The sequence below is a fragment of the Mumia sp. ZJ430 genome (assembly GCF_011751845.1).
GTDB lineage: Bacteria > Actinomycetota > Actinomycetes > Propionibacteriales > Nocardioidaceae > Mumia.
This window is the reverse complement of sequence record NZ_JAAHFK010000001.1, coordinates 130,934-151,023: the sequence shown is the minus strand read 5'-3', so window position 1 is coordinate 151,023 and position 20,090 is coordinate 130,934. Positions and strand designations below refer to the sequence as shown.

23 protein-coding genes are annotated in these 20,090 nt (G+C 71.5%); 12 read left to right on the top strand and 11 right to left on the bottom strand.

Going from position 1 to position 20,090, the window contains the following annotated elements; translation table 11 throughout:
* Nucleotides 1–67 precede the first annotated feature (67 nt).
* Nucleotides 68–1,405, top strand: a complete 1,338-nt coding sequence (locus HCT63_RS00755; RefSeq protein ID WP_167000627.1) for an HNH endonuclease signature motif containing protein — start codon at nucleotides 68–70, stop codon at nucleotides 1,403–1,405.
* 31 nt (nucleotides 1,406–1,436) lie between these two features.
* Here HCT63_RS00755 and HCT63_RS00750 read toward each other — a convergent pair whose 3' ends face one another.
* Nucleotides 1,437–2,528, bottom strand: a complete 1,092-nt coding sequence (locus HCT63_RS00750) for an ATP-binding protein (RefSeq protein WP_167000625.1) — start codon at nucleotides 2,526–2,528, stop codon at nucleotides 1,437–1,439.
* A 114-nt stretch (nucleotides 2,529–2,642) separates the two neighbouring features.
* Between HCT63_RS00750 and HCT63_RS00745 the strand changes: the two genes are divergently transcribed.
* Nucleotides 2,643–3,248, top strand: coding sequence for a pentapeptide repeat-containing protein (locus HCT63_RS00745; protein ID WP_167000623.1), 606 nt, complete (start codon nucleotides 2,643–2,645; stop codon nucleotides 3,246–3,248).
* Between the two features lie 7 nt (nucleotides 3,249–3,255).
* Here the strand turns inward: HCT63_RS00745 and HCT63_RS00740 are convergent, their stop codons facing one another.
* Entirely contained in the window at nucleotides 3,256–4,002 is a 747-nt protein-coding gene (locus HCT63_RS00740) for a metallophosphoesterase family protein (protein WP_167000621.1), read from the bottom strand.
* Nucleotides 4,003–4,030: 28 nt separating this feature from the next.
* Between HCT63_RS00740 and HCT63_RS00735 the strand changes: the two genes are divergently transcribed.
* Complete coding sequence (locus HCT63_RS00735; protein ID WP_167000619.1) at nucleotides 4,031–4,930, top strand: CAP domain-containing protein; 900 nt, start codon at nucleotides 4,031–4,033, stop codon at nucleotides 4,928–4,930.
* Nucleotides 4,931–4,933: 3 nt separating this feature from the next.
* Here the strand turns inward: HCT63_RS00735 and HCT63_RS00730 are convergent, their stop codons facing one another.
* Nucleotides 4,934–5,512: a TetR/AcrR family transcriptional regulator gene (locus HCT63_RS00730; protein WP_167000617.1), complete on the bottom strand. Its 579-nt coding sequence runs from the start codon at nucleotides 5,510–5,512 to the stop codon at nucleotides 4,934–4,936.
* Nucleotides 5,513–5,590: 78 nt separating this feature from the next.
* Between HCT63_RS00730 and HCT63_RS00725 the strand changes: the two genes are divergently transcribed.
* Nucleotides 5,591–6,166, top strand: coding sequence for a dihydrofolate reductase family protein (locus HCT63_RS00725; protein ID WP_167000615.1), 576 nt, complete (start codon nucleotides 5,591–5,593; stop codon nucleotides 6,164–6,166).
* On the opposite strand, the gene HCT63_RS00720 is transcribed toward HCT63_RS00725, so the two are convergent.
* Both HCT63_RS00720 and HCT63_RS00715 read right to left on the bottom strand, forming a co-directional pair.
* On the bottom strand, nucleotides 6,147–6,815 hold the full coding sequence (locus HCT63_RS00720; protein WP_208322208.1) for a sigma-70 family RNA polymerase sigma factor: 669 nt from the start codon (nucleotides 6,813–6,815) through the stop codon (nucleotides 6,147–6,149). The genes HCT63_RS00725 and HCT63_RS00720 overlap by 20 nt on opposite strands.
* An 8-nt stretch (nucleotides 6,816–6,823) precedes the next feature.
* Entirely contained in the window at nucleotides 6,824–7,213 is a 390-nt protein-coding gene (locus HCT63_RS00715; protein ID WP_167000612.1) for a cupin domain-containing protein, read from the bottom strand.
* 136 nt (nucleotides 7,214–7,349) lie between these two features.
* Between HCT63_RS00715 and HCT63_RS20175 the strand changes: the two genes are divergently transcribed.
* Complete coding sequence (locus HCT63_RS20175) at nucleotides 7,350–10,082, top strand: LuxR C-terminal-related transcriptional regulator (protein WP_208322207.1); 2,733 nt, start codon at nucleotides 7,350–7,352, stop codon at nucleotides 10,080–10,082.
* 13 nt (nucleotides 10,083–10,095) lie between these two features.
* Here HCT63_RS20175 and HCT63_RS00705 read toward each other — a convergent pair whose 3' ends face one another.
* Nucleotides 10,096–10,503, bottom strand: a complete 408-nt coding sequence (locus tag HCT63_RS00705) for a MerR family transcriptional regulator (RefSeq protein ID WP_167000610.1) — start codon at nucleotides 10,501–10,503, stop codon at nucleotides 10,096–10,098.
* Nucleotides 10,504–10,550: 47 nt separating this feature from the next.
* Here HCT63_RS00705 and HCT63_RS00700 point away from each other — a divergent pair, with 47 nt between their 5' ends.
* Nucleotides 10,551–11,426, top strand: a complete 876-nt coding sequence (locus tag HCT63_RS00700) for an NAD(P)-binding domain-containing protein (protein ID WP_167000608.1) — start codon at nucleotides 10,551–10,553, stop codon at nucleotides 11,424–11,426.
* A 12-nt stretch (nucleotides 11,427–11,438) separates the two neighbouring features.
* Here the strand turns inward: HCT63_RS00700 and HCT63_RS00695 are convergent, their stop codons facing one another.
* Nucleotides 11,439–12,644, bottom strand: a complete 1,206-nt coding sequence (locus HCT63_RS00695) for a thiolase family protein (RefSeq protein WP_167000606.1) — start codon at nucleotides 12,642–12,644, stop codon at nucleotides 11,439–11,441.
* Between the two features lie 102 nt (nucleotides 12,645–12,746).
* On the opposite strand from HCT63_RS00695, the gene HCT63_RS00690 reads away from it, so the two are divergent.
* On the top strand, nucleotides 12,747–13,214 hold the full coding sequence (locus HCT63_RS00690) for a helix-turn-helix domain-containing protein (protein ID WP_243842827.1): 468 nt from the start codon (nucleotides 12,747–12,749) through the stop codon (nucleotides 13,212–13,214).
* Here the strand turns inward: HCT63_RS00690 and HCT63_RS00685 are convergent.
* A complete protein-coding gene (locus HCT63_RS00685) occupies nucleotides 13,211–13,759 on the bottom strand; it encodes a pyridoxamine 5'-phosphate oxidase family protein (RefSeq protein WP_208322206.1) in 549 nt (182 codons plus the stop codon). The two genes, HCT63_RS00690 and HCT63_RS00685, sit on opposite strands and share 4 nt — an antisense overlap.
* Between HCT63_RS00685 and HCT63_RS00680 the strand changes: the two genes are divergently transcribed.
* Nucleotides 13,758–14,519, top strand: a complete 762-nt coding sequence (locus HCT63_RS00680; protein WP_167000605.1) for a VOC family protein — start codon at nucleotides 13,758–13,760, stop codon at nucleotides 14,517–14,519. The genes HCT63_RS00685 and HCT63_RS00680 overlap by 2 nt on opposite strands.
* On the opposite strand, the gene HCT63_RS00675 is transcribed toward HCT63_RS00680, so the two are convergent.
* Nucleotides 14,514–15,608: an acyl-CoA desaturase gene (locus HCT63_RS00675; RefSeq protein WP_167000604.1), complete on the bottom strand. Its 1,095-nt coding sequence runs from the start codon at nucleotides 15,606–15,608 to the stop codon at nucleotides 14,514–14,516. The two genes, HCT63_RS00680 and HCT63_RS00675, sit on opposite strands and share 6 nt — an antisense overlap.
* 172 nt (nucleotides 15,609–15,780) lie before the next feature.
* On the opposite strand from HCT63_RS00675, the gene HCT63_RS00670 reads away from it, so the two are divergent.
* Nucleotides 15,781–16,404, top strand: coding sequence for a LysE family transporter (locus HCT63_RS00670; protein WP_243842826.1), 624 nt, complete (start codon nucleotides 15,781–15,783; stop codon nucleotides 16,402–16,404).
* Between the two features lie 2 nt (nucleotides 16,405–16,406).
* Here HCT63_RS00670 and HCT63_RS00665 read toward each other — a convergent pair whose 3' ends face one another.
* Nucleotides 16,407–16,997, bottom strand: coding sequence for a GNAT family N-acetyltransferase (locus HCT63_RS00665; protein WP_243842825.1), 591 nt, complete (start codon nucleotides 16,995–16,997; stop codon nucleotides 16,407–16,409).
* On the opposite strand from HCT63_RS00665, the gene HCT63_RS00660 reads away from it, so the two are divergent.
* Both HCT63_RS00660 and HCT63_RS20320 read left to right on the top strand, forming a co-directional pair.
* On the top strand, nucleotides 16,996–17,670 hold the full coding sequence (locus HCT63_RS00660) for an alpha/beta hydrolase (RefSeq protein ID WP_167000600.1): 675 nt from the start codon (nucleotides 16,996–16,998) through the stop codon (nucleotides 17,668–17,670). The two genes, HCT63_RS00665 and HCT63_RS00660, sit on opposite strands and share 2 nt — an antisense overlap.
* A 20-nt stretch (nucleotides 17,671–17,690) precedes the next feature.
* The gene (locus tag HCT63_RS20320) at nucleotides 17,691–18,920 is read left to right on the top strand and encodes a putative protein N(5)-glutamine methyltransferase (RefSeq protein WP_243842824.1); all 1,230 of its coding nucleotides are present in this window, start codon (nucleotides 17,691–17,693) and stop codon (nucleotides 18,918–18,920) included.
* On the opposite strand, the gene HCT63_RS00645 is transcribed toward HCT63_RS20320, so the two are convergent.
* Nucleotides 18,905–19,495, bottom strand: coding sequence for a DUF1707 domain-containing protein (locus HCT63_RS00645; protein ID WP_167000599.1), 591 nt, complete (start codon nucleotides 19,493–19,495; stop codon nucleotides 18,905–18,907). The two genes, HCT63_RS20320 and HCT63_RS00645, sit on opposite strands and share 16 nt — an antisense overlap.
* 59 nt (nucleotides 19,496–19,554) lie before the next feature.
* Here HCT63_RS00645 and HCT63_RS00640 point away from each other — a divergent pair, with 59 nt between their 5' ends.
* The gene (locus HCT63_RS00640; protein ID WP_167000597.1) at nucleotides 19,555–20,067 is read left to right on the top strand and encodes an NUDIX domain-containing protein; all 513 of its coding nucleotides are present in this window, start codon (nucleotides 19,555–19,557) and stop codon (nucleotides 20,065–20,067) included.
* Nucleotides 20,068–20,090: the final 23 nt, after the last annotated feature.

Below are 20,090 nucleotides of genomic sequence, written 5' to 3'. Positions count from 1 at the left end.
CGTGGCTCGTCCACCGCTGCGTCATGGGTCCACGCCGCTGTCGGCGGGAGCCCCTAGCGTCTTAGGTGTGTTCGAGTCCGATGCAGTGCAGGCGCTCAGCGAGGCGGTCGACGCGTTGTGCGTGCAGCCGTTGGCACTGGCCGACGGCACGCAGACCCGCGCGCTGCTGCGGGCGTTGCAGGCGGGCATCGACCGGCTGGAGGGGCTGAAGGCCGCCGCGTTGGACCAGCTGGACGAGACCGGTGGAGGTGCTGAGGAGGGGGCCTCGTCGGCGTTGGGGTGGGCGCGGCGCGAGCTGCGGATGGGTGATGCGGAGATCAAGCGGCGGCGCACGGCGGGTCGTTCGATGCGGCTGATCCCCGAGCTTGGCGAGGCTGTGCGCGGGGGCGAGGTGCGTCTGGACCACGCGTACGAGTTCTCCGCGGGCCTCGCCACTCTCGGTGTCGAGAAGATGCGTGAGGCGAGTGCGCAGATCCTCCTGCCGCTGGCGCGGGTTGCGGGTGCCGCGGACGTGCGCATGGCGATCCGGCGGATCGACGAGCTGGCCCGTCCCGAGCGGTTGGACGAGGCCTACAAGCGCGGCATGGAGCGGCGCAACCTGTCGGTGACGCGCTGCGGCGACGGGTTCCACGTGGCGGGGTTCTTCGACCTGGTCAACGGCGCCAAGCTCGCGACGTGGCTGGGTGCCGCGTCGGCGCCGCGGGGCGCCGACGACGTGCGTACTCCGGCGCAGCGACGCCTCGACGCGTTCGGTGAGCTGATCGACGCGACGTTGGCGCACGGGATGCCGTCGGACCGCGGTGTGCGCCCGCAGCTGCACCTGATGGCTGATGCGACGTGGCTTGCCGGGCAGGGTGGGGAGCCGCCACGGTTGGTCGGGTTCGGGTCGATCGGGCCTCAGCTGTTCGCGCAGCTGGCCTGTGGCGCCGACGTGACCCCGATCCTGGTCGACGGAGTGACGGGCGGGCCGACGCCTCAGGCTGACGTCCTCAACGTCGGGCGCACCCAGCGGTTGGCGACGACCCGGCAGCGCACCGCGGTGATCGCCCGTCAGGAGGGGATCTGCGCGGCGCCGGGGTGTCGGCACCGGATCGCTGAGATCCACCACGCCACGTGGTGGTCACGCGGCGGCCGTACTGATCTGGACGAGCTCGTCGGGTTGTGCGGACGTTGCCACCACGCGGTCCACTCCGGCAGGTTGCACGTCGAGCCCGACGGGCGGCGCGGGTTCGTGTTCCGTCGCGGCGCCGGCGCGGCCGGGCGGGCGATCGAGGACCACGACCGGGTCCAGCACACCCGCATCAGCGCCTACCTGCACCCGTTCGAGCACCCGCTGGCGCGCACGGCACCGCTGACACGACAAGACGGCACGCGCCGTCGCCACCTCCTCGACCCTCGGACGTGACGAGGCCGGAGCGGAGCACCACCACACTCACTCACAGGGGCACGCGAACGTCAGAGCCGCCCTCGTGGGTGAGGCGTTGCGCCATCTGGACGATGGCTGCTGTCGTCGTGAACCCGCCGGCGAACAGCGCCTGCCCTTGGACGAACGTGCCCGAGCGCGTCAGCAGCTCGTGCGGGGCGTAGCCGAAGTACTGGCCGAGCTCTTCGAGGTCACGCGGGGAGGTCATCTTCATGAGGGCGAGGTTGTCGCACTGCGAGAGCGCGTTCGGATGGATCTTTGAAGGACGTTGGGTGGACAGCAGCAACCACAGGCCATACTTGCGTCCCTCGGCCGCGATCTGGACGATGCGCTCGGTCAGTGCGACCTCGACGGGGAGCAGAGGGTCGGCCGGGCAGAGGTTGTGGGCCTCGTCGATCACGATGAGCAACGGTCGCCGGCTCTCGCGGGTCGCCCACAGGTGGTCGAGGATCGCGAGCGAGGCGACCTTCGACTCGTCGGGCGTCTTGAAGCCCCCGAGATCGAGCACGGCCGCACGCGGGCGCTCGTCGATCACGGCCTGAGTCGATCCGCCTCCCCACGCCCACACGTCCCAATCGAGGACACCGAGGTTCTCCAGACGCATGAGGAGCTTGCGAAGGCCGGGGTCCGTCGATTCCCTGAGTCGACGCAGGAAGGTCGTACGGTCGAACGTCGTCGGCCCGAACTGCGACTCGAGATGAAGGAGAACGTTGTACTCCTCGGCGTCCTTCAGCGGGTCGAGCCGGAGGATCGCAGCGCGAGAGCGCAGGCTCAGGTCGACGAACTTCACGCAGAGCCGCTCGTCCCCGTTCGCGCTCGGGCGGAACACCCTCGGGCGGACCGCCGTGAGCCTCTGCGCCGCGTCGCCGTCCACGTCGTCGCGCACCTCACCGAGACGCACGAAGTCGGCGTTCGGGTCCATCACGAGCAGCGGGAGCTGGGTCTGCAGGAGGAGCTGTTCGAGGACGACCCCGAGTGCGTACGTCTTGCCTGAGCCGCTCTGTCCACACCAGAACGTGTGCCGGTTGAACCGCATCGGGTCGAGCGTTGCAGGGGCGCCGTCCACGGAGTCGACGAGGGAGCCGATTGGCAGCTGGTTGTCCATGCGCCGACCGTAGTGGCGGAGAAGGTCGTCCGCCCGGGAGATGTGAGCCCTTGTCGGTGGGCCGTCGTACGGTGGCGACTCGACCGGCGGGGTGCCCGCCCGAAGGGAGCACGCATGGGACCGAAGCGACCGACGACGCGAGCGCCTCAGCTCGACACGCTCGCCGTGGATGCTCTCGTCGAGGGCAGCGTCGACGACCTCGTCGCCTCGGCCAACCTCGACGGGCTCGCCTTCGTTGGCCTCACGCTCGACTCCGCCAACCTCTCGGGCGCCCAGGTGCGGGAGTCGCTGCTCGAGCGCGTCAACGTCGCGGTGCTACGCGCACCGCGTGCGACGCTGCGCGACGTACGGATCGAGGGCGGAAGGATCGGGTCGGCCGACCTCTACGACGGCGTCTGGGAGTCCGTACGGGTGAGCGGCTGCAAACTGTCGTTCGTCAACCTTCGAGGGGCGCAGCTGCGCGACGTCGTCTTCACCGACTGCGTCATCGACGAGCTCGACCTGGTGCAGGCGACCGCCGTGCGGGTGAGCTTTGCCGGGTGCACGATCGCGCGGCTCGACGTGCAGCACACGAAGTCCACCCACGTCGACCTGCGCGGTGCCGAGCTGCGCGAGATCGTCGGAGTCTCCTCGTTGCGCGGCGTCACCATCACCCCGCTGCAGCTCTCGCTCCTCGCGCCGCTGCTCGCCGACTCGCTCGGGATCACCGTCGAGGACTGAGCTCCGGTCAGCGACCGTCGCGCGGGCCGAAGGCGGCGATCGCCTCGGCATCGCCGTTGCGCGAGCGGACGTACTCGTCGGCCCACGCGGCCCGCTCCGGGTAGGTCGAGCGCCGCACGATCTCCGCAACCACCGCATCGACATCGACGGCGGTGTGACGCAGGGCGACCTGCCCGTCACGCATCAGCGCCCATGCGCCGCCGACGCGCCCGTACGGCATGCCGATGCTTCCCGGGTTGACGACGAGGCGCCGGTCCACGAGCCGGACGAAGGGCATGTGGGTGTGCCCGCACACGACTGTGCGTACCTCGTCGGGAAGGTCGGCGAAGACCTCCGCCCAGCGCGCCATCCGCGTGTCGACGAGCACCACCTCGTCGTCGTCGCGCGGCGTCCCGTGGCAGAAGACGACGGGGCCGAATCCCGCGACGTCGAGCGTGACGGGGTGCGGCATCGCGTCCAGCAGCTCCACCTGGTCCGGGCGCAGCTGACGACCTGCCCACTGCGACTCGGGGTGCGACGAGGTGCCGCCGCGTGCGACCTCCATCAGCTCGCGATCGGCGTTGCCTCGTACGAGGATGCAGCGCTCACCGAGCGACGTGAGCCGGTCGAGGACGTCGACCGGCATCGGTCCTGCCGCGTGGTCTCCCGTGACGACGATCCGGTCCGCCGTCGCCACCTCGGGCTCGGCCAGCACCGCGTCGAGCACGGGGAGGACACCGTGGACGTCGGAGAGCACCGCGACGGACGTGACCATCTCGTGACCGTACCGCTAGTCTCGCCGGGTGATCGCACCGTACGGACGCCCCCGCCGCCCGACCGCCGCGACCCCGAAGAGCGCCGTCCTTGCTCTCGCCGGCGTGCTCGTGGCGGCGACCGCGATGCTCTTCGCGGCGGCGCCGCCCGCTTCGGCCGCACCGGCCGACACGATCGCCAGCCTCGCCAACGACGCCCGCGCCGCGCAGGGCGCGAGCCCGCTCGCCCGCAACGCCGCGCTCGACGCCGTGGCCCGCGGGTGGGCGCACCAGATGGCGTCCAACGGGAGCCTGTCGCACAACCCCGACGTCGCTGACGAGATCCCCAGCGGGTGGCGCCGAGTCGGTGAGAACGTCGCGCAGGGCTATCGCACCGCCGCCCAGATGCACTCCGGTTGGATGAACTCGTCCGGTCACCGTGCCAACATCCTCGGCGACTACACCGACATCGGGGTGGCGTTCATCGAGTCGGGTGGCACGACATGGGGCGTCCAGGTGTTCGCGAACTATCCGAACGGGTCGGGGGCGCGTCCGGCTCCGCCGACTCCGTCGGCGACAACGACCGCGACGTCTCGTCCAAAACCCACGGCGACGGCGACCACGCGGAAGCCGGCGAGCGCGCCGCGTCCGCCCAAGGCGACGCCCACCCGGACCCCGTCACCGACCGCGACGAAGACGACGCCGACACCGACGCCCACCCCGAGCCCGACCCCCAGTGTGACGGCCTCACAGGCGGCGGCGCCTGGCACGCCGTCGTCCGGTCCGGGGCAGGACCCGACACGCGAGGTCGTGGCCGACGCCCCCGCCGGAAGGGCGATCGATCCCGTGGTCCTCACGGTGGTGGGTCTTGCCGCGCTGCTGGCGGCGATCGCCGCGCTGGTCGCCTGGCGCCGGCACGCCGTTGCCAGGGATGCGCGTCACCGCGGCTGAGTCCTACTCCGGCACCACCGTGAGGACGAGATCGCGCACGAGGGCCTGGAGCGCGGTGTCGTCGACGCCGATGACTCCGGGCAAGGTCAGGTGCTCGAGGAGCAGTCCGCTCATCGCGAGGTAGAGGAGGAGCGCCGTCGTCGCGCCTCCAGGGAAGCCTCCCTCGACGTGGGCGGCGGTGATCTCGTCGAGGTTGGCGCGGTAGCGCGCGGTGAACGCCTCCTGCAGCTCCGGCCGACGGGCCGCCTCGAGCCGGAGCTCGAACATCGCGAGGTAGCCTGCGCGGTCGGCGCGCGCCCGCTCGACGATGTCCTGCATGAGCACGACCTCGAGCTCGCGTGACGGCGGCTCGGCCAGGCGCGCGGCGGCCTCCTCGGGGTCGGGCGCGAGCCGGACGAACACGTAGTCGCTGAGGTCGCGCAGCAGCGCGTCGCGGTTGGCGAAGTAGTTCGACGTGGTCCCCGTGGGGACTCCGGCCTCCTCGTCGACGGCGCGGAAGGTGAGGCCGCGGGCGCCGAGGCGGGCGATCACCTCGATGCCGGCGTCGAGCAGGGCCGTACGGCGTCCGGGGTTGCTGACCATGGGGAGCATCCTCCCGTGTTCGCACGCAGATAACAACTACGCTTGACGTACTTCATCTGTCGTGGTTGAGTCGGCGGCATGCGAGAACTGACCTACTACATCGCCCTGACCCTCGACGGATTCATCGCCGGACCCGACGACCAGGTCGACTTCTATCCGGTCTCGGAGGACCACACCCAGCACATGAACGCCACCTATCCCGAGGTGCTCCCCACCCACATCCGCCAGGCCATCGGCGCTGACGACGCGCCGAACCGCCTGTTCGACACGGTCGTCATGGGGCGCCGGACGTACGACCCGGCGCTGGAGCTCGGCATCACCGACCCGTACGCGCACCTTCGTACGGTCGTCTTCAGCCGGACGCTCACCGAGTCGCCGGATCCGAAGGTGGAGGTGACGGCCGCAGACCCCGTGGCGCGCGTGCGCGAGCTCAAGGCGGAGGAGTCGCCGTACGGGATCTATCTGGCCGGTGGCGGCGCGCTCGCGGGCGCGCTGCTGGACGAGATCGACCGGCTGGTCGTGAAGAAGTACCCGGTCGTCGCCGGCGCCGGCATCTCGGCGTTCACGACGGACTTCCGCCCGACGCAGCTCGCGCTCGAGGAGGTGAGCACGTTCGACAACGGCTGCGCCGTCCTCACCTACGCGCGGGCGTGAGCGCGTCGGCGCGCAGCAGGTCGACGAGGGTGTCGACGTCGTACGTCGCGAAAGCCGCGACGTACTGCTCGAGCAGCACCGCGTCCCTTGGATCGAGCAGAGCGTACGGGGCGGGCGGCGTGTCGACGTCGACCTCCCGCAGTGTCCGTCGGGCTCGCTGCAACGCGCTGTTGACCGACGCGACCGTGGTGGCGAGGAGCGCCGCCACCTCCGCCGCCCGCCAGCGCAGCACGTCGCGAAGCACGAGCACCGCCCTCTGGCGCGGTGGGAGGTGACGGACGGCGGTGGTGAACGCGTCCCGTACGGCCTGGTGCTCCGCCGCGACCTCGGCCGGGTCGGGCGCGGGGAGGACGTCGACGATGGTGAACGCCGCCCCCTCCGTCGTGCCGAGGTCCGCTGGTCGCGGGAGGCGCGCACGGGACCCCAGGGAGTCATGGCACACGTTCGTCGCGATGCGGTAGAGCCACGACCGCACCGACGCACGTCCCTGGAACGTCCTTCGACCACGCCAGGCCCGGATCATCGTCTCTTGGACCGCATCGTCGGCGTCGGACACTGATCCGAGCCGCCACGCGCAGTAGCCCAACAGGTCGGACCGATAGCGCTCCAGGTCGGCCGTCGCCACCGGCGCGACGGGCGTGATCCTCACCGCCGCGCTCACCGTGCCGACTCCGTGTCGAACACGACGGCGAGCGCGGTGGCGCGCTCGGTGCTGAGGAACTCCTGGTCGATCTGCGGTGAGGCGTGGATGCACAGCATGCGCAGGGTCTGAGGTCCGACCGCGCGGAACGCGTGCGGGGTGTGCGGGCCGACGACGACGACGTCACCGGCCTCGCCGTGCGTCTCTCCGTCGGCGGTGCGGATGTGCGCGACGCCTGCGAGGACGACCCACGTCTCGGAGTACGGGTGGACGTGGGCGTCGGGCCCCGTCCCGGGCGCGTTGTCGACGTGGAAGAACGAGATGCCTGACCCGTACGCCTCGCCCTCGAACCGCGTCGTACGGCTTCCGGGGAGTCGCAGGTCGGCTTCCTTTGCGACGATCAGCATGAGGTGCTCCTTCGTACGTCCGTTGTTCTGGTGACTCGATCGTCGGCCGGGAGACCGGCTCTCCGGATCCGTGCCGAGCACGGAGCCGCCACGGAATCGGCACGGGTCTTCCCTCTGTGGACGGCATACTGAGCGGGTGCCAGATCTGCGCGGCGACGCCGTCTCCCCGCGGGAGCGGGACGTCCTGGGCGCCGTGGCCGAGCACCTGACCAACGCCGAGATCGCACGCCGGCTGCACCTGTCCGTCCGCACCGTCGAGAGCCACGTCTCGTCGCTGCTGCGCAAGCTCGGAGCGCATGATCGTCGCGAGCTCGCTGCGTGGGCCGCCGGGGCCTCGACAGGAACGCAGGCGCGCGCTGCCGCCGGCGAGCTGGTCGGACTGCCGCGTCCACGGACGTCCCTGGTCGGGCGTACGGCCGAGGTCGACGCCGTCACCCGGCTCGTTGCGGAGAGCCGGATCACGACCCTCCTCGGACCCGGAGGTGCCGGCAAGACGCGGGTCGCCGTGGCCGTGGCGGACCGTTCGCGGGCGTGGTTCGCGTCGGGCGGTGCGTTCGTCGACCTGGTGCCGGCCGCCGAAGGAGCCGTCGACGCGACGGTCGCTGCGGTCCTGGGTGTCTCCCAACGCCCGCAGGTCAGCCTGGCCGACGCGCTCGCCGCCGGCCTGAGAGGGCGGACGCTGCTGGTCCTCGACAACGCCGAGCACGTGCCGGACGACGTGGCGAGGCTGGTCGCCCACCTCGCCGACGCCGTCCCTGATCTGCACGTCCTCGTCACCAGTCGTGAACGGCTCGGGGTCCCGGGGGAGGCCGTCTTCCTCCTCGCACCCCTCCCTGACGACGAGGCCGCGGCCCTGTTCGTCGAGCGCGCGTCGGCCGTGGACCCCGCCGTGACGCTGCCGGAGGTCGCTGCCGGCGAGCTGTGCCGGCGCCTCGACGGATCACCGCTGGCGATCGAGCTGGCGGCGGCGCGCGTCGCCTCGTTGGGGCTGGCCGGGGTCGAGGCGGGACTCGACGACGTCCTCCGGCTGCTCACCCTGGGTCGCCCCGCCGACCGTCGGCACCGGTCGCTGCGCGCGGTGGTCGAGTGGAGCCACGCCGCGCTCGCCGACGACGAGCGCGCGGCGCTGCACACCGTGGCGGTGTTCGCGGGCGCGTTCGACCTGGACGCGGCCGCCGCGCTCCTGCCGGACGAGGGGCGCGCCGGTGCCGCCGACCTGCTCGGGCGCCTCGCTGACAAGAGCCTCGTACGCCGTACGCCCGGTGTGGACGGCACCGACCGCTGGTCCTTGCCCGTCGGCGTCCGCGAGCTGGCCCGTGAGCGCCTTGCGTCGTCGAAGAGCGTGGGGGAGACCCGTGACCGCTACGCCGTGTGGGCCCGTGCGCGCGCTCGGGACCTCGTCGAGCGACGCCCGTACGCCGCAGCGACCCTCGCTGCGTGGGCGACGGATGTCGACGCCGTCATGGACGACCTGCGCTCCTGCGTGCCGGGGATGGGACACGGCGATCCCAGAGCGCACGGTCTCGCACGCGACGTGGCCACGCTCGCCTACGCCCGCGGGTTCGTCGCCGAGGCAGGACGACACTTCCGCACGGCCGCCGGCCTTGCGGCGCGGGGCCGTGAGGCGGCGGCCGACCTGACCGATGCCGCTGCCTGCGTCCACCTCGTCTCCGACGCGAGGGAGGCCTACCGGCTCCTGCTGGACGCGGCCGACGCCGCCCGGGGCGAGGATCCGGAGGTTGCAGCAGTCGCCCTGGCGTCGGCTGTCACTGTCGCGGAGCGGTTCCGTGGGGGCGGCTTCGCTACGGACCCCGACCCTGCGAGGTTGGAGTCCCTGCTGGCAGAGGCCGAGGCCCTCTCGGGAGACACGGAGGTGGCGCGCGCGTCCTTGGCCACCGCGCGTGCGTGGACCTCGGGGGCCGACCACCAGCACGTCGTGCCCGCGGCGGCGGCCGAGGCAGTCGCCACCGCGCGCGCCGACGGAGACGTCCTGGTCCTCAGCGCCGCGCTCGACGCGTCGTCCACCGCGGCGGCGTTGTCCGGTCGTCCCGACGAGTCGCTCCGGCTCTCTTCCGAGCGCCTCGAGCTGGTCACGGCGGCGTCGGCGGAACGTGACCCCCGAGGTGCGATCGAGGTGGTCGACGCGCTGCGCTCCGTGACGGCGTACGCGGTCGCGACCGGAGGGCTCGAGGTGGCGCTCGCCGCCACCCGTCGGGGCACCGAGAACCCGACGCTCGAGCCGCACCCGTGCTGGGCGAAGGGCAGTGCGATCGCTCCGCTAGCACTCGCCGGAGACTTCGACGGCGCCGAGCTCATGGCTGTCGACGTGTGGGCGAACGTCGTCGAGACACGGCGCTACCAGAACGCGTCGCTCGCGGGCCCGCTCCTCGGTGCCGTGCTCGCGGCAGGGCTGCGCGGCGACCCGGACGCGTACGACCTGTGGTGGGAGCGGGCGCGGCAGGTCGCCGCTCCGACACGGCTCGACCAGTCGCCGAACCTCGCGCCGTGGGCGGCCTTCGTACGGGCGCGCGTCGCGCTCGCAGAGGGTGACCACCTGGAGCGTGCGCTTGCTGAGGTGTCCGCGTCGTTCGTGCCTGGCAGGTTCGACGGCTATGCCGCCGTGATGGCAGCCGAGCTGGCCGTCGTCCTGGACAGTCCGGACAGTGACCGGCTGCTGGAGCGCGCGGAGCGGTACGCCCCGCACCACCGGTGGGTCGCCGCCGGCGTGCTCCGGGTCCGTGGTCGACGCGACGGCGATGAGGCGACGCTCGACGCGGCGGTCCGAGCGTGGGACGCGATGGGCGCCGCGTATGAACGCGAGGCGACACGAGTGCTCGCCGCACAGGCTGAGCGAGGACGGATGTCCTGAGGTTGCGGGTGGGTCAGGCCGACGCGAGCACGTCGTCGTCGCAGTCCCACGCCGGAGGGCGTTCGTGGCCCGACCTCTCAGCCGCGTCGATGTAGTCGGCGAGCGCCTCGCGAGAGTGAGCGATCTTGCTCATCTGGGCATCAAGCCGTTCGAGGCGTGTGCGCATCGCGGTCAGCAGCTCCGGACACCCGGTGAGGTCCGGCGCCTCACCGGTCGCGCACGGCAGCAGGTAGGCGATGTCGTCGGACGAGAGGCCCGCACCGAGCAGGTGTCGGATCTGCGTCACCCGCAGCACGGCGCCCTCGTCGTACGCCCGATATCCGTTGGACCCGCGCTCGGCCTCGAGGAGGCCCTGTGTCTCGTAGTAGCGCAGCTGGTGGGCGTTGACGCCCGTCCGCCGGCTCAGCTCACCGATCAGCATCGACGCTCCTTGACCTTCACACCGATATCAAGGTTGACGATTCTTCCATGAACGCAGACACCGAGAAGTCCGTGACCGTGATCGGCCTGGGGCTGATGGGCCAGGCGCTCGCCAGCACCTTCCTGGAGGCCGGGCATCCCGTCACCGTGTGGAACCGTACGGCGGCCAAGGCCGAAGGGCTGGTGGCGCGGGGTGCACGGTCGGCGCCCACCGTGGGCGACGCCCTCGGAGCGAATGCCCTGACCATCCTGTGCGTCACCGACGACGAAGCGGTCCGTGAGCTGCTCGGTCAGGATGACGGAGGGCTGGACGGTACGACGCTGGTCAACTTCACCTCCGGCGACTCCGCCCAGGCTCGGAAGGTCGCTCGATGGGCAGAGCAGCGCGGCGCACGCTACCTGGACGGCGCCCTCATGGCCGTCCCTCCGGCGATCGGGTCCGCCGACGCGGTGATCCTGCTCAGCGGGTCGCCGTCCGACTTCGAAGCACACAGATCGACGCTCGACGTGCTCGGAACCACGACGCACCTCGGCGCGGACCCAGGCCTCGCCGCCTTGTACGACGTCGCCGGCCTCGCCATGATGTGGAGCATCCTGAACGCCTGGCTCCACGGGACGGCCATGCTCAAGACGGCCGGGGTCGACGCCGCGACGTTCGCCCCCTTCGCCCAGCAGATCGCCGTCGAGGTCGCGCAGTGGTTGCCGGGCTATGCCGAGCAGATCGACCGCAGCTCCTTCCCTGCCGAGGTCTCGGTGCTGGAGACCGATGCGCGGGCGATGGCCCACCTCGTCGGGGAGAGCGAGGCGCTGGGCGTGAACGCCGAGCTTCCGAGGCTGATCCAGGCGATGGCCGAGCGTGCGATCGCCGCAGGGCACGGTGCGGAGCAGTATCCCGTGCTCATCGAGGAGTTCAGCAAGCCGTAGCGGTCGCTACGGTCACAGGCGCTCGAACACCGTGGCGTTCGCGAGCCCGCCCGCCTCGCACATGACCTGCATGCCGTATCGGCCACCGCGCTGCTCGAGCACCGACAGCAGCGTCGTCGTGAGGCGGGCACCGCTGGCGCCGAGCGGGTGCCCGATCGAGAGCGCGCCGCCGTTGACGTTGACCTTTGCTGGATCGGCGCCGGTCTCGGCGAGCCAGGCGAGGACGACGCTCGCGAACGCCTCGTTGACCTCGAACGCGTCGATGTCGCCGATCGAGAGTCCGGCGCGCGCCAGCACCTTGGCGGTCGCCGGGATGATGCCCGTGAGCATCATGACCGGGTCGTCGCCCGTGACCGCGAACGCGTGCAGGCGGGCCCGTGGCGTCAGCCCTAGCCGAGCGGCCGCCTCCTCGCTCGTGACCAGGAGCGCGGCAGCGCCATCGTTGACCGGTGAGGAGTTGCCGGCGGTGACCAAGAAGTCGAGGTCGGGAAAGCGCTGCGCCCAGTAGTCGTCCTTGAACGCCAGACGCAGGCCCGCCAGTGTCTCGACGGACGTCCCCGGGCGGACCGTCTCGTCGTCGAAGACCTCGTGCACCGACCCGTCCTCGCGGGTCACCTTCACGGGAGCGAGCTCGGCGGCGAACAGCCCGTGGTCGTGGGCCTGCGCGGCACGGTGGTGGCTCTGGGCCGAGAAGGCGTCGAGCTGGGTGCGGCTCAGCCCCCACTTCTGCGCGATCAGCTCCGCGCTGATGCCCTGCGGGATCAGCCCGGACGGGTACCGGTCGGCGACTTCGGTCCCGACGAAGTCGCGTCCCAGAGTCTGGCTGCCGATCGGGATGTGGCTCATCGACTCCACGCCCGACGCGATGGCGATGTCGTACGCGCCGCTCATCACGCCCTGCGCGGCGAAGTGCAGGGCCTGCTGGCTGCTGCCGCACTGGCGGTCGACGGTCACGGCGGGGACGGACTCGGGGAACCCGGCAGCGAGCACGGCCCAGCGGGCGGTATTGCCGCTCTGCTCGCCGACCTGGCCGACGGTGCCGGTGATGACGTCGTCGACGGCAGCCGGATCGAGTCCGGTGCGCTCGACGAGCGTGCGCAGGACGTGGGCGTGAAGGTCGACGGGGTGGACCGAGGCGTACGCCCCGGTCGGTTTGCCCTTGGCGACCGGCGTACGGACGGCGTCGACGATGACGGCGGTGCGGAGCGGTGCGGACATGCGAGGCCTCCAGGCGTCTGAGTCTAGTTTTGTGAACTCAGTTGCACGCTAGCACCGCTGGGTTCAGTTGAACAGACCTAGATCCGGTGCGACGATGGCCAGGTGATCCTCAAGGGAGTGCTCAGTGACCGCGATGCGTGGAGTGCCGTCGGCCACTGCGCGATCGAGAAGGCCGTCGAGGTCGTCGGGACCCGCACGGCGATGCTCGTGATGCGCGAGGCTTACTACGGCACGACGCGGTTCGACGACTTCGCCGAGCGCGTCGGCATGACGCGCGCGGCGACGGCGACCCGGCTGTCGGCACTCGTCGAGGCGGGGCTGCTCGAGCAGCGCGACTACCGCGAGGAGGGGCAGCGCACGCGCAAGGAGTACGTCCTCACCGACGCCGGACGTGACTTGGTCCCCGTCGTGTGGGCGCTGTTCCAGTGGGGGCGCAAGCACCTGCCGAGCGAGACCATCCTCGAGCTGGCCCACCACGACTGCGGCGCGCCCGTCGACGTCGAGGTGCGGTGCGCCGACGGTCACGAGGTCGGTCTCGACGACGTGGAGCTGCGGCTGCCGCGACGCTAGGTCTTGTACTCGACCCGCTCGCCCTCGCTGGGCTTCCAGATGGTGATCTCCAGCCGGTCGTCGCCGGCCGCTGCTGACGACGCACCCGTGAGGTCGGCGACGTAGAACGGGTCGAACACCTGCCCCCGCAGGTCCATCCCCGTCTTCTCGAACAGGTCGGCGGCGAAGCGGGCGTGGAGGTCGGGGGCCTGGAGGTTCGTGACACGGCCCCAGAGCTTGGCGTCGCCCTCTCCGAGCATGGGGTCCGTGGTGGCGGTATGGAGGCAGAACCGAGGGTCGCGGGCGAGGTCACGGAACTTCGTCGTCCCGGGCATGCCGACGAGCACCAGGTGGTCCTCGAAGAGCGTCGGTTCCATCGGGCTGATCCGCGGGAAGCCGTCGGAGCGCAGCGTCGCGAGCATGCACAGGTTGCCGGTCGCCGCGTGCCGCCGGGTGAAGACCTCGGCGATGCGCGGCGCCTCGTCCTGGAATGCGGCCCACGTGACCATCGCCGCCGAGACTACTCGCGCGACGCCGTCGGCGCCGGTCGGCACAATGGCACGCATGTCCGTCACCTTGCGCTGGATCACGGCCTACCTCGACCAGCCCGCTGCCACCGCTCCCGGCGCGCTGGCGTACTGGGAGGCGGTGAGCGGCACCCACGCCTCGGTGCCTCGGGGCGAGCACGACGAGTTCCGTACGCTGCTGCCGCCCGAGGGGGACGCCGCGCTCCGGTTCCAGGTGGTCGGCGACGTCGAGGCGCGTCTCCACCTCGACCTGCACGTCGACGACCCAGGTGCCGCGACGCCCGAGGCGGTGTCTCTCGGCGCGACGGTCGTGGCCGAGCCGGACTCGTACGTGGTCCTTGCATCCCCGGGTGGGATGCCGTTCTGCCTCGTCCCGTACGAGGATCAGCACGTCGTCCCGCCACTGCCGAGGTGGCCCGCCGGCCACACGAGCGCCGTCGACCAGGTGGCGCTCGACATCCCGGCGGACGCGTACGACGTCGAGTGCGCGTTCTGGGCGGCGCTCACCGGCTGGACGTTGCGCGACGTGGACAGCCCGGAGTTCATGCGGCTGCCGCGGCCCGCCGCGATGCCGCTCGGGATCCTCCTCCAACGCCTCGACGACACCCCGCCCGGCCGCCCCGTCACGGCCCACCTCGACCTCGGCGCCGGTGGCGCTGTCGATGCCGAGGTCGAGCGCCACCTCGCGCTCGGCGCCGAGGAGCTGTGGCGCTCGAGCTGGTGGGTCACGCTGCGTGACCCGTACGGGCGGGTCTACTGCGTCACGCGGCGCAGCCCGGGCAAACCGGTCAGCTCATGACGGTGCGCGCAGCTGCGCGGCGAGCGGGCAGTCGAACGGGTCACGGGCGCGCAGACCGACGTGGTTGAGGTAGTCGACGACGATCCCGTACGACTCCAGCAGCCCGGCCTCCGTGTACGGGATGCCGTTCCGCTCGCAGTACGCACGGACGATCGGCTGCGCCTTCTTGAGGTGCGGTCGCGCCATGCTCGGGAACAGGTGGTGCTCGATCTGATAGTTCAGGCCGCCCATCATCACGTCGGTCACCGGCCCACCGCGCACGTTGCGCGACACGAGCACCTGGCGGCGCAGGAAGTCGAGACGCATGTCGCGCGGCACGATCGGCATGCCCTTGTGGTTCGGTGCGAAGGACATCCCGAGCGACACCCCGAAGACCGCCATCTGCACCGCGAAGAACGCGGCGGCCATCCCGAGCGGGAGGACGATCAGCAGTACGGCGACGTACCCGACGAGGCGTGTGGCGATCAGCGTGAGCTCGAGCCGTCGCCACGGCTGCCGCGACGTGCGATCCATGGTCGAACGGACGCTCGCGTAGTGAAGATTGAGCCCCTCGAGCGTGAGCAACGGGAAGAAGAGCCAGCCCTGGTGGTCGGCGAACCATCGCCCGAACGCGCTGCGTCGCTGCTGCACGATCGCCGGCGTGAACGCGAGGGCGCCGGGAGCGATGTCAGGATCGACCTCTTCTTGGTTCGGTCCCTTGTGGTGCTTGTTGTGCTTCGCGCGCCACCAGCCGTAGCTGAGACCGGCGAAGGGGCCCGAGAGGAGGCGCGCCGCCCATGCGTTGGCCGACGCCGACGCAAAGATCTGCCGGTGCGCGGCGTCGTGTCCCAAGAACCCGAACTGGGTGAGCACCACCCCCATCGCGGCTGCGACGGCGAGCTGCCACCACGAGGTGCCGAGGGCGAAGAACGCCACCCACAGGCCGACGAACGCGCCGACCGCGAGCGCGATCTGGAGGCCGTACCAGCCTCGCCGTCGCCTCAGCAGTCCGCGCGCGCGCACCTCGGCGAGGAGCTCGGAGAATCGTCCGGTGTAGCGGTCGGAGGTGGTGGTCGGGGCCAGGGCAGTCTGGATGCTGCTCATGCTCATGGGAGGCTCGTTCCGTGAGGTCGGTGAGCACCACATGTGCCCTTTCCTCGACGTTAGAAACGGCATGCGTCCGAGACGAGGGTGCTGACGCCCCGAGGTGGGTGGGCCTAGCACCACCCCGCCTCGCGATATCGGTTTGATGAGACCGGCGGCTGCGGGCGATCATGCATGGGTGTTCGGGTCCTTCGTCGCAGGTGCTGCCGCCGGGTACGCGATCGCGATCCCGGTCGGCGCCATCACGACCTACCTGGTGATGCTCGGCGCTCGGCACGGTTGGCGGGTCGCCGCGGCGGGAGGTCTGGGCGTCGCGACGGCCGACGGCCTGTACGCGACGGTCGCCCTGACAATCGGCGCGGTCATGGCGCCGGTGATCGTGGCCGTGCAGACGCCGCTGACCTGGATCTCGGTGGTCGTGCTCGCCGGCGTCGGTGTGGCGCTCGCCCTTCCCGCACTGCGGTCCGCCCCCGCGCGCACAGCGGCAGCGGACACGTCGTTGACGACGGCCCGCCGTGCGTACGTGGTCGTCCTCGGACTCACGATCATCAACCCGGCGACCGTCGTCTACTTCGCCGCGCTCGTCGCCGGGTCGTCGTTCGGCTCGTTCGACACCCTGCCCGAGCGGGCCGCGTTCGTCGCAGGTGCCTTCCTTGCGTCCGTGAGCTGGCAGCTGTTCGTCGCCGGGGCAGGCGCGTCGCTCGGCCGGATCCTCACCGGGCCGACCGGGCAGCGGGCGACGGCGCTCCTCGGCGGCGCCGTCGTCATCGCTCTCGCCGTCAAGACCGGGCTCGGGGCATGAGGCTAGACCTCTGCGCCCACCGGAACGCCTGAGTCGTCGCCGACCGACCGCTGCATCCAGGCGACGTCGTGCCACGCGTTGTGCTTCAAGCCGATCTTGCGCAGCGTGCCGACCGGCTGGAACCCGAGCGCGGAGTGCAGCCCGAGGCTCGCGGCGTTCGGCAGCGTGATCCCGGCGAGCAGCGTGCGGAACCCGCGGCCGGCGAGCCGTGGCAGCAGCGCCTCGTAAAGCGCGCGTCCGGCGCCCGAGCGCGGCTGGTGACCCTGGGCGAGGTAGACGCTCACCTCGCACGACCACGCGTACGCCGCACGGGACTTGAACTCCGTGCCGTACGCGTAGCCGGTCACCTCGCCGCCCTCGCACAGCACCAGCCACGCGTGGCGTTGTTGCGCGGCCGCGATGCGTGAGGCCATCCCGGTGACGGTCGGCGGCTCGGTCTCGAAGGTGATCGCCGTGTCGCGGACGTACGGAGCGTAGATCGCGGCGCATGCGGGGGCGTCGGCGCTGGTCGCATCACGGATGTCGAACGGCATGCGGTGACCGTACTCGCGGAACGGCGCACGTCGCGGCGTACGCACTACCGTCGGTGACATGCCCGCGCGCCTCCTTCCGGTCCGTGTCCCGCGCTCTGCGACCGGAGCCGTGCTGGTGCTCCACGGCGGCGGCAGCCGCGAGGACGGCGCGGTCGTCAGCCGCTTCCAGCCGTCGGTGGTGCGGATGGTCCCCGTGGCCTGGCGGCTCGCGCGGGTCGGCCACGGAACCCTCGCGGTCTACCGCCTCCTGAACTCCCACCGTGGATGGGTCGAGGGTCAGAGCCCGCTCGACGACGTCCGGTGGGGGCTCGGGGAGATCCGGGACCGCCACGAGGGCGTTCCTGTCGGGCTCGTCGGGCACTCGTTGGGAGGGCGCGCGGCGCTGCTCTCGGCTGGCGAACCGTCGGTCCACTCGGTCGTCGCTCTTGCCCCATGGGTCTACGCCGACGACGGAACGAAGGTCGATCCTCGGGGGCGTCACCTCATGGTCGTCCACGGGACCGAGGACCACGTCTCCGACCTCGGCCGCGCAGAACGGGTCGTCGATGCGTTGCGGCGGTCCGCCCAGGCGGGCCTCGTGCTGGTGGAGGGTGGGACCCACGGGATGCTCCGCCGTCGAGGTCGGTTCGAGTCCCTCGCCGCCGACTTCGTCGCTGCGACGATGCTCGACCGCGCGCCCACCGAGCCTGCGGTGCGTGACGTCCTCGACGGTGCCGCTCGCGTCCTCGTCTGAGCTGCTGGGAGGATCGGTGGATGAACTCGGTTGGCGACGACCTCGTCGCGCGTCTGCGTGCTGTCGGCTCGGTGTTCGCCGAGGACGAGGCGCGCATCCTCACCGCCTCGGCGTCCAGCCCGGTCGAGCTCGAGGAGTGGACGGAGCGTCGCCTCGCGGGTGAGCCGCTCGAGCACGTCGTCGGCTGGGCGGAGTTCGGCGGGCTGCGCATCCTCGTCGGCCCCGGCGTGTTCGTCCCGCGGGTGCGGACGGAGGCCCTCGCCCGCCGTGCCGCCGCGCTGACGGCCGAGGGCGGGAGGGTGCTCGACCTGTGCTGCGGCTCCGGTGCCGTCGGCGCGGTCGTTGCGCAGCTGCGCCCGGACGTCCGGGTCGTGGCCGCCGACATCGAGCCGGCTGCGGTCGCGTACGCGCGCCGCAACCTCCGGCCCGAGGATGTCTTCGAGGGCGACCTGTACGACGCGCTCCCCGACGATCTGCGCGGCAGCATCGACGTGATCGCGGTCAACGCCCCGTACGTCCCGACCGAGGCGATCGCGTGGATGCCGCCCGAGGCGCGCGACCACGAGCCGCTCGTCGCGCTCGACGGTGGAGTCGATGGTGTCGACGTGCACCGGCGGCTCGCCGCCGAGGCCCCGGAGTGGCTCGCACCGGGTGGCCACGCCCTCATCGAGACGAGCACGTCTCAGGTCCCGTGGACGGCGCTGGCGCTGGCCCGCCACGGGCTGCACGCGCACGTGGCCGACCACGACGACGAGATCGGTACGGCGGTGGTGGCCGGGGTCCCCGTACGCCAGGATCTGCCCGTCGAAGCGTTGCCGCCGTTGGAGTTCGCGTTCCCCGGTCCGCTGCGTGACCGGTTGGCAGGGCTCGTGCTGTCCGGTGCGAAGACGACCACGACGTCGTTGGTGGTCGAGCTCTTCGCAGAGGCGGGTGCGGAGCCGGCCGGTGAGCCGGAGGGGATGCCCGCGGTCGGTGAGCGCTGGCGGGTCATCGACTCTGCCGGTGAGACGCTGTGCGTCGTCGAGACCACCGACCTGCGCATCGTGCCGCTCGGCGAGGTGGACCTGCGCCATGCGCTCGACGAGGGGGAGGGCGACGAGACGCTCGCTCAGTGGCGCGCAAGCCACGAGGGCTTCTGGAACGGATCTGACATGCGGGCGTTCCTGGGTGACCCCGACTTCCGGGTCGACGACGAGACGCTGGTGGTGCTGGAGCGGTTCCGCGTCGTCGCCGATCAGCCCTTCTCGTAGAAGTAGGCGTTGCGTGCGACCAGGGTCCCCATCCCGATGCCGCCGGTGACTCTGATCAGGACGCCGTCGGGCGCGGGATCGCCGCCGCGCTTGTTCTTGATCGTCCCCCACCCGCTGCGCAGGTCGTCGACATCGACGACCCATCCCGGCGGCGGGATCAGGACGAGGTTGCCGGTGCCGCCCTTGACCTCGATCTCAACGACGCGGTGCGGGCAGCGGGCCTCACGGAAGTCGAGCTTGACGTTGCCCATCGCTGGCGAGACGGTGATCCGCGGCGGGACCGTCCATGACCCCGAACGCTTGACGTCGCTGAGCATCGCCGTGAGCGTGAGCTCGCCCTGCACCTGAGCCGGCCCCGCCGCGGCGGCCGGTGACGGCAACGGCGTGTCGGTCGGCAGGTCGGCCACGAGTGCCTCGAGGTCTCGGAACGTCTTCGCCTGGTACGTCTGGTCGAGGCGCTCCCCGAGCTCGTCCGGCTCGAGCCGGCCCTCGCTGGCCGCGTCGCGCAGGATGTCGGCGATGCGTTCGCGGTCAGGATCGCTGGCCCGCAGGTCGCGCGGGTCGAAGGGGTCCATGGGCGACACCGTACCCGCGGGTCCTCCACCTCCCGGCGCGGACCTCGTACGCTCGAGGCGTGCCGATCCCTCCGTACGTCGCCGCGCTCCGTACCCGCATCGGGACCGACCTGCTCTGGCTCCCGGGCGTGACGGCGGTGGTGCTCGACGACGACGGCGGCCAGATCCTGCTGGGTCGACGTGCCGACTCCGGCGAGTGGGCACTGCTCAGCGGCATTCTCGACCCGGGTGAGGAGCCGGCCGTCGGGATCGTGCGCGAGGTGCGGGAGGAGACGGGCGTCGACGTCGTGGTCGAGGCGCTCGCGGCGGTGACGGTCACGGAGAGGCTGCGCTATCCGAACGGCGACGAGTCTCAGTACCTCGACCTGTGCTTCGTGTGCCGTCCGGTCGACGCCGAGTCGGCACAGCGCGCTCACGCCGCGGACGACGAGTCGCTCGAGGTCGCATGGTTCGCGGTCGACGAGATCCCCGACGTGTTCGCGGCGACGTCCGCGGTCCGCCTCGACCGCACGCTCGACTTCATGCTCGCGCCTGCCCGCGGCCCGTGGTTCGGCCGCGCTCAGAACGGATGACGCCACGCCCCCTGCCGTGGGAG

Excerpts from the sequence above, each read along its gene's own strand:
- HCT63_RS00675 (WP_167000604.1), bottom strand. The coding sequence starts at position 15,608 with ATGAGCATGAGCAGCATCCAGACTGCCCTGGCCCCGACCACCACCTCC.
- HCT63_RS00665 (WP_243842825.1), bottom strand. The coding sequence starts at position 16,997 with ATGTCACCGACGGTAGTGCGTACGCCGCGACGTGCGCCGTTCCGCGAG.
- HCT63_RS00745 (WP_167000623.1), top strand. The coding sequence starts at position 2,643 with ATGGGACCGAAGCGACCGACGACGCGAGCGCCTCAGCTCGACACGCTC.
- HCT63_RS00680 (WP_167000605.1), top strand. The coding sequence starts at position 13,758 with ATGTCCGTCACCTTGCGCTGGATCACGGCCTACCTCGACCAGCCCGCT.
- HCT63_RS00660 (WP_167000600.1), top strand. The coding sequence starts at position 16,996 with ATGCCCGCGCGCCTCCTTCCGGTCCGTGTCCCGCGCTCTGCGACCGGA.
- HCT63_RS00725 (WP_167000615.1), top strand. The coding sequence starts at position 5,591 with ATGCGAGAACTGACCTACTACATCGCCCTGACCCTCGACGGATTCATC.
- HCT63_RS00695 (WP_167000606.1), bottom strand. The coding sequence starts at position 12,644 with ATGTCCGCACCGCTCCGCACCGCCGTCATCGTCGACGCCGTCCGTACG.
- HCT63_RS00740 (WP_167000621.1), bottom strand. The coding sequence starts at position 4,002 with ATGGTCACGTCCGTCGCGGTGCTCTCCGACGTCCACGGTGTCCTCCCC.
- HCT63_RS00685 (WP_208322206.1), bottom strand. The coding sequence starts at position 13,759 with ATGCGTGCCATTGTGCCGACCGGCGCCGACGGCGTCGCGCGAGTAGTC.
- HCT63_RS00730 (WP_167000617.1), bottom strand. The coding sequence starts at position 5,512 with ATGGTCAGCAACCCCGGACGCCGTACGGCCCTGCTCGACGCCGGCATC.
- HCT63_RS00750 (WP_167000625.1), bottom strand. The coding sequence starts at position 2,528 with ATGGACAACCAGCTGCCAATCGGCTCCCTCGTCGACTCCGTGGACGGC.
- HCT63_RS20320 (WP_243842824.1), top strand. The coding sequence starts at position 17,691 with ATGAACTCGGTTGGCGACGACCTCGTCGCGCGTCTGCGTGCTGTCGGC.
- HCT63_RS00705 (WP_167000610.1), bottom strand. The coding sequence starts at position 10,503 with ATGCTGATCGGTGAGCTGAGCCGGCGGACGGGCGTCAACGCCCACCAG.
- HCT63_RS00700 (WP_167000608.1), top strand. The coding sequence starts at position 10,551 with ATGAACGCAGACACCGAGAAGTCCGTGACCGTGATCGGCCTGGGGCTG.
- HCT63_RS00645 (WP_167000599.1), bottom strand. The coding sequence starts at position 19,495 with ATGGACCCCTTCGACCCGCGCGACCTGCGGGCCAGCGATCCTGACCGC.
- HCT63_RS00715 (WP_167000612.1), bottom strand. The coding sequence starts at position 7,213 with ATGCTGATCGTCGCAAAGGAAGCCGACCTGCGACTCCCCGGAAGCCGT.